Consider the following 10,169-nt stretch of genomic DNA (forward strand, 5'->3'; position numbering starts at 1 on the left):
CTTCACGGACCTGAACATGAACAGGGTGCAGGAAGACAGTGTGGCCAATGTCAACCGTATTTTTCTTGGTCATCTAACCCTGATCAACAATATGGATATGGATGATGAAGAGGCCGGGCCATCCGCTGAGGAGGTAGATAAAAACAGTCCTGCATTTGATTTCCCGGAATTTTCACTCGGGGACAATCTCCCGGAATTATTGGATAAGATCTACATTGATGAAATCAACCTGGAAAATATCCACTATAGGCAGCAGGACATTATGGATGTATCAGGGATTACCTTTGTCACCCGGGACATGCGAATCGACAAAACCCCAGCTTTTGCTGATAACAGGTTTTTGCATGCAGACAAGTTCAGCATTTCAATTGATTCTCTGGATTATTTGGATAAAGATCAGCAGCTTATGGTTGGACTGGACAAATTCCGCATCGATATGGAGGATGGTACTGGTAGTCTAAGTCTGAATACCTTAATAGCCCGCCACGCCGAAAAGAATAATGGGGAACTATATGCAGATGCTAAAATTAACGGTTTCAATATCAGTGGCATCAATACCCGAAACCTACCGGAAAAATCGTTTTCCATAGATAGCATTTCCATTGAATATCCAAAGTTTATCGTGGTAATGCCTGAGGTCAGTGATGAAGGGGGAGCAAAGAATCCGTTGGATTTATACCCTGCCATCGCAGACTTCCTTGATAAACTTCAAATTGATAAAATTGCCTTGATTGAAGCAGATATTCAGGTGTCCGGTCTGGAAGGCACAAGTGGTACTGTACGGATTCCTGCTGCATACCTTCAAATCTCCGATTTGCTGATTGCGAAGGGAACTGCATTTTCGAAAAATAGAGTACTGCATACGGATGATATTGCGGTTAGGGTAGAAAATATCACTGCCCCTCTGGCCGATGGCACACATCGGGCAAGCTTAGACCTTTTCAGGTTAAGTACACGTGAAGGATTGTTTGAACTCAATGGTATTTCTTACAAGACTGATAAGGATGTGGATGCTTTACTCAAGGATTCAGAGGTTGAAATGGTATTTGAAATAAACAGTAATCAGTTAAAAATAACTAAGCTCGATTATGCCGCACTGATCCGGGATCAAGCCTTTTATGCCGGGACAGTTAGATTAAACGGCCTGGATGTAGCCGTATTCGGAGAACTTGCTTTTGCGGAGAAGGTAGTGGAAGAAGCGGCAAAGGAAGCCCGGGAAGAGATGAAATTGGACTTTAGTGCATTTACACTTGCGGATATGCTACCGGAAACTTTTGGTAGGGTAAAAATAGGTGCTGTCGAATTTCAGGAAATCAACCTGAATCATGAAGATTTGGGCAAAGTCGGAGGCATGGAATTAGCCATCCGAAATATACAGATTGACAAAGATCCGGCTTTTGCAGAAAACAGATTTTTACATACCAAATCGTTTAAATTTTCGATGGACACAGTCAGCTTTTTGGAGGAAAGGCAAATGCTACGTGTGGCATTTAAGGACATGGCACTCGAAATCGAAAACGGGACCGGCAGCTTCGGAATGAACAAGATTACCGCCAAGCACAGTGAAAATGATCCGGGCGAAATTTATTTGGATGCTGCGATCGAGGGTTTTCATATCAAGGGTATAGATACCCGGGAAATGACTGATAAGAAGTTTTCCATAGACAGTATTGTCCTATCGAATCCAAAAATCTTGGAAGATTTGGGGGACAGTGTTGAAGACGCAGACGAACCTGAACCAGGGGAGCGTGAGAAGCAGAAGGATTCAGATAATATGGATTTATATCCTGCAATAGCGGATTTTTTGGATGAAGTCCAGATCAATAAAATTGCCATTGTTAAGGCAGATATATCAGTAGATGGAATAGCTGACCGTACTGCACATCTTCCGGCAATTTACTTGCAGGCTTCTGATGTATTGATTGCCGAAGGAACGGCTTTCCGGGAAGACAGGGTACTGCACAGCAGTGACATTGCGGTAAGACTGGAGAGGATAGATTTCCCCCTTCCTGACAACGTTAACAGCGTGGGTCTGGAACTTTTTGAAATGAGTACCGGAGAGGGTTATTTACAGGCTGATGGATTTGTTTATGATTATAATGAAAATTTTAGGCAATTAATGGAAGGGCCTGAAACCAACATGGTGATGAAAATTTCCAATAATGATTTTTCTATCAAAGGTCTGGATTTTGGTCTATTAATTCAACAGAAGGGTGTTTTTGCGGATTCAATTATCGTTGCAGAGGGTTTGAATGTGGAAGTATTTGTGGACAATCATTATCCTGCGGAAGCGGGTGAGGATTTACCTCCTACCATCCAACAGCTGATCAAAGAAGTTGGAATGCCTCTTTATTTGGGTTCGTTGTTGGTCAATAATGCCAAGGTTGTTTATGAGGAGCTCGCTGAGGATGGTGATGAGCCGGGGAGGTTTTGGTTGGAGGAATTAAACCTTGAAGTCAATAACCTGACGAATATTGACCGAAAAATCAACTCGGATCCAGAAACTAACATCAATGTCAATACCATGCTTATGGGAGATGGCCATTTTAAAACCTGCCTGATTATCCCCATGAATGATTTGTCACGACCTGTGAAATTTACCGGAAGAATAGACAGCCTAGACCTGACAAAATTAAATCGCTATACCGAGTACACCACCCTCTTTGGATTTGAAAGTGGAACCATATATACCTTATTGTGGGATTTTGAGGCAGGGAATGAGGAAGCAAACGGAACTTTCGGTCTAAGCTATGAAAATCTGAACATCCAACTGAGTGCGTCCGATTCTCCGGAACCCGCAGGAGGACTATATCAAATTGGAGCCTATTTAGCCAATGTATTGATTTTGGATGAGGATATGTCAGAGGGGAAATCTGACCCGCCCAAGACTGTTAAGTTTAGCAGAGAAAAAGATGACGAAGAAAGCTTCATCGACCATTATATCTCATCGATTATTGCCGGTTTTGTAGAAATTATGGGATTTCCATTGTCTATTATTGATCCATGATTTAGGAGTTTCGTCTTGGAGTTCTTGAGTGGGACGGGAAGGTTATGGAAAAAGCCACTTTTATATAATGACAAATACATATAAAATCAGTTCCAATACATTGATTATACTTTTTTACATATAATTTACTATTATTTTATCTGGTTTTTATCTAAAAGCATATAATGAAAAAACTTGCTGCTTTTGTAAAGGAACGAAGAAAGGAAACAGGAATGACTCAAGAGGAGTTCGCAGAACGCTGTGGTGTTGCTTTGACAGTGATCAGAAAGATCGAACAGGGAAAGACCAATCTCAATCTGGATAAGGTCAACCTGGTGCTCCAGATGTTTGGCCACGAGCTGTCTCCGGAAAACAGTAAAACATTGAACGACGAGACAAGCGGAGATTTATTATAAAGATACTCTGGCAGGAATGCATACTGAAACTGACGATGGAGAATATGTATTCCAATACAGCGGAATCAGCCACTTGGTGCCGTTTTTTGGCAAAATCTCCCAACTCCAAAAAAGATTAACATGAATAGGGAGAAATCTTTCATTTTTTCCGCTCAACCAAATCGATAAATTGCTTCATGGTCTCAAGTGGGCCTTTCGTAATTGCGAGATTTACCAACCAAATAGGAAGATTACCACCTGGGTTAGATAAAGCTTTATAGTCTATGAATACCTCTCCATTGGGTTTTGGTATAATGTCCCATGTAGACTTAAATTCCGAAATGTGAACGTATTCATCGTTCTTATATAAAAAATCATCTTTAGCAACAGAATAGGCATGATACACTCCCAAAGAATCAAACCAATGCTTACTTTTAACGGCTAAATCCCTATCTTGAAGAGGGAATGGGAAATTTAATACTACATAATAGTTGGTTTCATTTGGATGAACTGTGTTTAGCCGAATGGAACTCACACATTTATAAACCCATTCAGTATATAAAGGCACATCCGAAAGTAAATTTACAACCTGCTCCAAATTTGCTTTTACCGTACAGGTAAAACGAATTTCCTTTAAATCTGAGTTTCTACCCACTTTGGTAAATACCTCGATTCCATCTTCTTGATTTACAGATTTCCACCTGGATTCCTCAGGTACTTGAGCCTCAACTATCATAACACTCATGCTAAAGAAAATCCCAACAAGAAAGTGAAACATGTCTGACTTAGCCACCATGCTATCCTAAATAATTATTGAATTTATATTGATAGCGAATTTACAGGATTAATTTGTGATTTATGGGTAATTTAAAAAGAATCGTCTGAGTTTAGATTTTTGTTTTATACAATGGCTTAGTACGGTCCGTCCAATTTTAGCCTTCCAAATACTCTCCTTAAAAATAGAATATCTTAATCGACTGTATTGCAAGCGATTAGGATTTTACCAGGCAGAGGAGGAGAGGGCCGATCGTGAAGATACAATTCGGTGGACTGTATCAGCCAGGAGCCACTTTGCAGGGCGTATCGCTCTTCGTAAAACACAAAAAGGCTGAGCATTTTGCTCAGCCTTTTTGTGCAGAGGAGGAGGGATTTGAATAATCGATATAACTCACTGTAAATAAATCATTTATTTTCGTTATTTTTTCCGAGGTCTCGATTTTCCCCCACGGAAAATTTTCAATAAATCTGTGATGAATGGTAATTCGGGGATTCGAACCCTTGGTACATATCTTAAAATTCATTGACTTTAGAATAATAAAAACTTCAATTTCCTTTTGATAAAAGCTTTTATTATATTCTTTGAACATGGTTCATGTTTAAGTTCCGTATTTCCATTCTTAAAATCAAAGAATTCTTTTCATTGTTCTGGTGAGAGAAGGAGCTCGTTAAGATCGCATTTGCTTACAGCTGATGGCCATCTACTCAATGCGAGCCGCTTTTATTCACGCTCTAATTTATTTATTGCCCATTCGAAGTACTCTATTAACTGTGGGTTATTTTCCAGCTCCATGGCTGCTTCTTTTGTCAAATGATTTATTACAAGCTAAGAAGTATAAATGTTCAAAATGTTTTAAAACAGATAGGTTAAAAACCGAATTTACCCATGAAACTGTCATTGCCTACAACCATAAATTGTCATTATAAATTGTTTAAAGTTCGTCAGTATTATATCTATCTAACTGCTTTTTGCCATCCAAAAGTGATTCATGTAATTCACCAAACGGATTTAAGTACTCATCCTTTTTCTCAACTGTAGGATCGTACCAATCTGCTTTGTGCTTGGCCCATTGAATCCATTCCTGAACATTTTCAGTGCCTTCTATGGCCAAGTTTGGATTGGTTTCAATATGGCTAATAAATGCCCTTATAGCCTATGATTATCAGCCTGCCGGTAAATCGCTAAAAAATACCATTTTTTTCTAAAAATTGGGACTTTGACCCAAACCCCAATTATCAATTAATCAAATAAATTAATCCTTGAGGCAACGTACAGACATCCCCCATTTCTTAGGCCATGGGAGGTCACCGCTGCTGAAGACGATATCATAGCCGACGAACCAGGCATAGTCGATACCGTCCTCCGTAGAAGACCACCAGTAGCCGAACTCGCCAATGCTGTCGAACGAGCCATGGGAGTACCGGATGCCGCCCGGAAGAGGTGAAAAATCTCCAGATTTCCCTTCGAGAAAGTCTAATAAAACAGTCCATTCTGCTTTTGTGGGTACGTGCCAATTACAGGGACAAATATTTCTCGCATCATCAACTGCATACCAGTTATAAAATTTGCCATAACGGTTTTCGATTTCGATATTGTAGTGCGACCAAGCACCTGTGGTTAAATTTGCCCATTGAATAGCGTCATCTATATTTTGTATTGGGTCGCCATTGCAATACTTAGATGTTTTTAGATTCTCAGCCATCCAAACCTGAGTACCTATTTGAATCGTCCGATATTGGTTGCCATCAATATCTGTAACAGTTGGTGTGGGTTCGTTTTCTTCTTTCTGGCAAGATAGAATTACCCCTAACATTGTTATTACTAAAATAATTTTTTTCATTTTCTTCATTTTTTTAAATTTCCCTTACTCTTTTAAAAATGCTTTTCGGGTTTGGTTTGTCAAGTTTATTATTTTTTTTCTGACATCTTTTACCAATGAACGCTTAGATGTTTATATATGCAACTTCTACGGTACTATTGACCCAAAACTCCATGCAAAAAATAGTTTTGGCGAATATTTCTCTTTATGAAAGTTTTATTGAGATTCTTTTTTGACAATATGGCTAACTTATTGATATATAAAATTATACAAATAAAATCCAAATAAAAAAACTGTTTAAAAAAGAACGAAAATCCATTATTCAATCCCAAATTCCTGAATAAGAGTATCAATTTCAGAGACCATTCTTGGTTCAAAGTGTGGTAGAACAAATGCGAAAAATTGATAAATCCTGGCTAAAAATCTCATCATTTCAATTTTCCAGTCAACAATACCGAGAATAGAAATGTAAACTTCATTCTTTTGCCGATGGTAGTAATAGACTGCCATATGTTTATTGGAATATAAAAGTTCTATACTGTATCCATCCCATCCACAAGACAATGGTTATAGTCAAACTGGGCCATAAACTTTTGAAAATCTTCTTCGCAATCTTCCAAGAGTACTTTGTTTAGGAGATCTTTCAAATCGTTTCCATCCATTGCCGTAATTTCGATTAAGGGTTTGATTGTGAGTTGGCTGCTGCATATTCCTTTTCAAAAGGCAAACCAAGTTCTCCAACAAAATCCGGTTTAAATAAAGCCCAGGAAACATAATAATATGAGAGGAGCCTTATTCCGGAAAAATCTGTTCCCGGAATACTTTCAAGCATTATGCCTTGTAGGTTTTGACCGATTCCTCCCTTTGCCTTCATAGCAGTTTCGAATGCAACAGCTTCGATCTTGGAGATTTCCTTGTTCTTGAAGCAAAACAGGTCTCGATGAAAAAATGGGGAGGTCTCGATTTTTCCGCAAAAAATGCGAAAAATATGGTGTTTTTCGAAAAGGCACAAAATAAAAAATGCCCCAAACGCTAAAATTGGGGGCATTTCGAAATATTTGATTGACTAAAAGCAGAGGAGGAGGGATTCGAACCCCCGGTACCTCACGGTACAACGGTTTTCAAGACCGCCGCGATCGACCACTCTGCCACTCCTCTAATTTTTGTAATTCAAACTTGTTCTCAGAAAAGGCAGACAGGTCTGCCACTCCTCTAAATAGTCGTTGTTCTTACGGATTGCAAATGTAGCCCTTAACTTTGATTTTGCAAATCCCCGTTCTCCAAAATTGTTTTGCCTAGGCTTAATTCATTGATTTCCTGAATTATTGAATTGGGAATATCTTAGTGTAGATCTGAAAATACTTTTTTTTGACCGATGTCGGATGTCCGATGTTGGGGAAGTTGGGGAGAGGGAAGTTTGGAAGCAGTGTTCAGTGGGCCGTCTCAGTAGGCAGTCTCAGCAGTGTTCAGTAGGCAGTCTCAGTAGGCAGTTGCAGTTTGGCAGTCGCAGTGGGCAGTCTCAGAAGGCAGTCGCAGTAAGCAGCATAACCGACAGTGGGGAAGTTAAAATGTGGCAGTAGGTACTGAAGACTGAAAATATTCTTCAATTTGAGGATTTAATGATGATGTGAAAATTGATATTGTATCTGAAAATCCTGTATTTTAGGCCTTATTAATTCAACCAAAAATGACTAAAACCACCACCTACCTGTCTTTGGTATTGATCTGTGCTTTATTGATCGCATGCAGCCAAAAAGAAAAAACTTCAGAAAATTCTGATTCATTACCCCGAATTGCCATTGCGGGAATAGCCATTGAATCCAGTACATTTTCCCCTGCTGTGAGCGAAATGGATGCATTCAGGGTAAGTAGGGGTGAGGAGATTTTCAACCTGTATCCTTTTTTATCCTCTGATTCCACCAATAGAAACCGGGCCAACTGGTTTCCGACCCTGTATGCACGGTCTTTACCGGGAGGGGCGGTGACAAAGGAAACTTATGAGTCCTTGGTGACCGAAATGCTCGATAAACTCCGGGAAAATACCCCCTATGACGGGATGTTTTTTGATATCCATGGTGCCATGAGTGTGGTGGGAATGGATGATCCTGAAGGGGATTTGATTACCCGCATCAGGGAAGTGATTGGTTCGGAAACAATGATATCTACTTCCATGGACCTACACGGCAGTGTGTCATGGAGATTGGCCGAAAATACCGACCTGATCACCTGCTTCCGGATGGCACCCCATGAAGATGCCATGGAATCCAAGAAGAGAACGGTGGATAATTTACTGGAAAGACTGGAATTGGGATTGGGAAAACCTAAATACAAGGCTTGGGTGGCTGTACCTATTTTGTTACCAGGTGAAAAAACGAGCACAAGGGTTGAGCCTGCTAAGAGTCTGTATGATAAAGTTGCCCCGATCGCAGATCAGGAAGGGGTAGTGGATGCTGGGATATGGATTGGCTATGCATGGGCCGATGAACCGAGAAATCAGGCCTATGTGATGGTCACGGGAGATGATCAACAAAAAGTAACCGATGGTGCAGAGTATTTGGCTAAAAGCTTCTGGGAGGTAAGGAAGGAGTTTGATTTTATAGCGCCAACAGCTACCTTGAAGGAAAGTCTGGATATGGCCATTGCGAGTGACAAGAGGCCATTTATCATCAGTGATATGGGAGATAACCCAACGGCGGGTGGGGCGGGGGATGTAACCTGGACCTTGAATGAAATTCTTTCCCGGCCCGAATTCAAAACAGAAAAGGGACCTTCTTTAATTTATGCTTCTATTCCTGGGCCTGATTTTGTGGAAATGGCAGTCCAAGCAGGGGTAGGGGCAGAAGTGGAAGGTGATGCAGGTGCTATGGTAGATGACAGGTTTTCTCCCCCAATTCGATTAAAAGGGACGATCACTGCCATCGAACACGGCGACCAACATGCACAGACGGAAGTTGTGGTCAAGGTAGGCAGTGTATCTGTGATTGTGACCAAAAGACGTAAACCGTATCACCATGAGTCAGATTTTACCAATTTGGGTCTGAAGCCCAGAGAAACAGATATAGTGGTGGTGAAAATCGGTTATTTGGTGCCGGAGCTGTATGATATGCGGGCGGATTGGATCATGGCTTTGACTCCGGGAGGGGTGGATCAGGATCTGGACCGATTGGAATTCAAACGCATCAACCGCCCCATGTTTCCTTTTGACAGGGATATGAAGGATCCCGACATGAAGGCAAAGTTGGTTCCTGTGAAGTGATAGGTCATGCCGTATCGGGTTTACTGCCGCCGATGTGAGTTGTCCACTTACTTTACTTCCAAGGGAGAACAGATATCTCTCCATGTTCGATATGACGGGAAGCTTGAGGGAGAAACCATGTAAAAAAACAACAAAATGAATCAGCCCTCATCTTTATTAATCAGGAACAGGGTCTTTTAAATCGTTCGTACCTACGGTACTTTTGGGTCCGCGTTAATAATTTTATCCCGGCAATAAATTACCGGGCTATAATTTCGGTCATGCCCGCCCGGATAACCAGTCGGACGGGCCGATGGCATTTTGCCTATGCCAATGTGTGTATCTCGGCTCTCGCTTCTAGCATCTGGATTCTTTGTTTCTCACTCCTCCTCAAGAGATTGCCACGTCGCACGAAGGATTATTTAAAATAATAAGGTTTTTCATGTGCTCCTCGCAATGACGCTTTCTTCTACCCTCACCGTTCCTCTGTTGCACCAAATCTAAAATCTAAAATCTACAATCAGAACGTCTCACGTCTCCCCCACATCAAATATTCCACCAATAAGTAAATTTCAATACCAATGACCTGTTTTTGGCATAGAATGGGGCGGGGAGGTAGTTGTCTGTGAAGACCAAAAATATATCGGACGCGGGCTTGAAACGCCATTGCAGGCGGGTATTGAGGTTGATATTCTCAATCTGCTCGTTGTATTGCACAAATGCTGTGATAAAAAATGTATTGGTCAATGTCAGGTCCAATCGGGGTCCGACCAACCAAAATGAGGTAACCGACCATGGTTCGGGAAGGTGGATTTCATTGTAGTTGGCATTCATGGTCAAGCTGAAATAGGGCTGAAACCTGTACCCCATTTCTCCTGTAGCATTATATCTTTCCCCTTCTGCAAAGTACCCTCCGATTCTTGTGGAAAATGCATAGGTGAAAATACTCTGGGGTT

8 protein-coding genes, 1 tRNA gene and 1 pseudogene are annotated in these 10,169 nt (G+C 40.9%); 4 read left to right on the forward strand and 6 right to left on the reverse strand.

Features of this window, described 5'->3' with window-relative positions; translation table 11 throughout:
- Both ACEW8O_RS14950 and ACEW8O_RS14955 read left to right on the forward strand, forming a co-directional pair.
- On the forward strand, nt 1-3,007 hold a 3,007-nt coding region (locus ACEW8O_RS14950; protein ID WP_373495430.1), incomplete at its 5' end, for a hypothetical protein.
- Nucleotides 3,008-3,171: 164 nt separating this feature from the next.
- Entirely contained in the window at nt 3,172-3,402 is a 231-nt protein-coding gene (locus ACEW8O_RS14955; protein ID WP_373495431.1) for a type II toxin-antitoxin system Y4mF family antitoxin, read from the forward strand.
- Nucleotides 3,403-3,541: 139 nt separating this feature from the next.
- On the opposite strand, the gene ACEW8O_RS14960 is transcribed toward ACEW8O_RS14955, so the two are convergent.
- The gene (locus ACEW8O_RS14960) at nt 3,542-4,177 is read right to left on the reverse strand and encodes an START domain-containing protein (RefSeq protein WP_373495432.1); all 636 of its coding nucleotides are present in this window, start codon (nt 4,175-4,177) and stop codon (nt 3,542-3,544) included.
- A 233-nt stretch (nt 4,178-4,410) separates the two neighbouring features.
- Here ACEW8O_RS14960 and ACEW8O_RS14965 point away from each other — a divergent pair, with 233 nt between their 5' ends.
- Nucleotides 4,411-4,539, forward strand: a complete 129-nt coding sequence (locus ACEW8O_RS14965) for a hypothetical protein (RefSeq protein ID WP_373495433.1) — start codon at nt 4,411-4,413, stop codon at nt 4,537-4,539.
- A 551-nt stretch (nt 4,540-5,090) separates the two neighbouring features.
- On the opposite strand, the gene ACEW8O_RS14970 is transcribed toward ACEW8O_RS14965, so the two are convergent.
- The 4 genes from ACEW8O_RS14970 to ACEW8O_RS14985 form a co-directional block, all read right to left on the reverse strand.
- Nucleotides 5,091-5,270 carry a hypothetical protein gene (locus ACEW8O_RS14970; RefSeq protein ID WP_373495434.1) on the reverse strand — a complete coding sequence of 60 codons (180 nt, stop codon included), beginning with the start codon at nt 5,268-5,270 and terminating at the stop codon, nt 5,091-5,093.
- 141 nt (nt 5,271-5,411) lie between these two features.
- Nucleotides 5,412-5,999, reverse strand: coding sequence for a fibrobacter succinogenes major paralogous domain-containing protein (locus ACEW8O_RS14975; protein WP_373495435.1), 588 nt, complete (start codon nt 5,997-5,999; stop codon nt 5,412-5,414).
- A 655-nt stretch (nt 6,000-6,654) separates the two neighbouring features.
- Complete coding sequence (locus ACEW8O_RS14980; protein WP_373495436.1) at nt 6,655-7,026, reverse strand: hypothetical protein; 372 nt, start codon at nt 7,024-7,026, stop codon at nt 6,655-6,657.
- Nucleotides 7,027-7,051: 25 nt separating this feature from the next.
- A tRNA-Ser gene (locus ACEW8O_RS14985) sits at nt 7,052-7,136 on the reverse strand.
- A gap of 529 nt (nt 7,137-7,665) precedes the next feature.
- Here ACEW8O_RS14985 and ACEW8O_RS14990 point away from each other — a divergent pair.
- Nucleotides 7,666-9,234 (forward strand): M81 family metallopeptidase, encoded by a 1,569-nt coding sequence (locus tag ACEW8O_RS14990; protein WP_373495437.1) that lies wholly within the window; start codon nt 7,666-7,668, stop codon nt 9,232-9,234.
- 525 nt (nt 9,235-9,759) lie between these two features.
- Here ACEW8O_RS14990 and ACEW8O_RS14995 read toward each other — a convergent pair.
- A pseudogene (locus ACEW8O_RS14995) lies at nt 9,760-10,169 on the reverse strand (hydrolase); the annotation flags it as partial.

This window comes from Aquiflexum sp., assembly GCF_041749095.1.
Classification (GTDB): domain Bacteria; phylum Bacteroidota; class Bacteroidia; order Cytophagales; family Cyclobacteriaceae; genus Aquiflexum.

Bases quoted from the DNA above. Each gene is read 5' to 3' on its own strand.
- ACEW8O_RS14990 (WP_373495437.1), top strand. From the start codon at position 7,666: ATGACTAAAACCACCACCTACCTGTCTTTGGTATTGATCTGTGCTTTA.
- ACEW8O_RS14975 (WP_373495435.1), bottom strand. From the start codon at position 5,999: ATGAAAAAAATTATTTTAGTAATAACAATGTTAGGGGTAATTCTATCT.
- ACEW8O_RS14960 (WP_373495432.1), bottom strand. From the start codon at position 4,177: ATGGTGGCTAAGTCAGACATGTTTCACTTTCTTGTTGGGATTTTCTTT.
- ACEW8O_RS14955 (WP_373495431.1), top strand. From the start codon at position 3,172: ATGAAAAAACTTGCTGCTTTTGTAAAGGAACGAAGAAAGGAAACAGGA.
- ACEW8O_RS14980 (WP_373495436.1), bottom strand. From the start codon at position 7,026: ATGCCCCCAATTTTAGCGTTTGGGGCATTTTTTATTTTGTGCCTTTTC.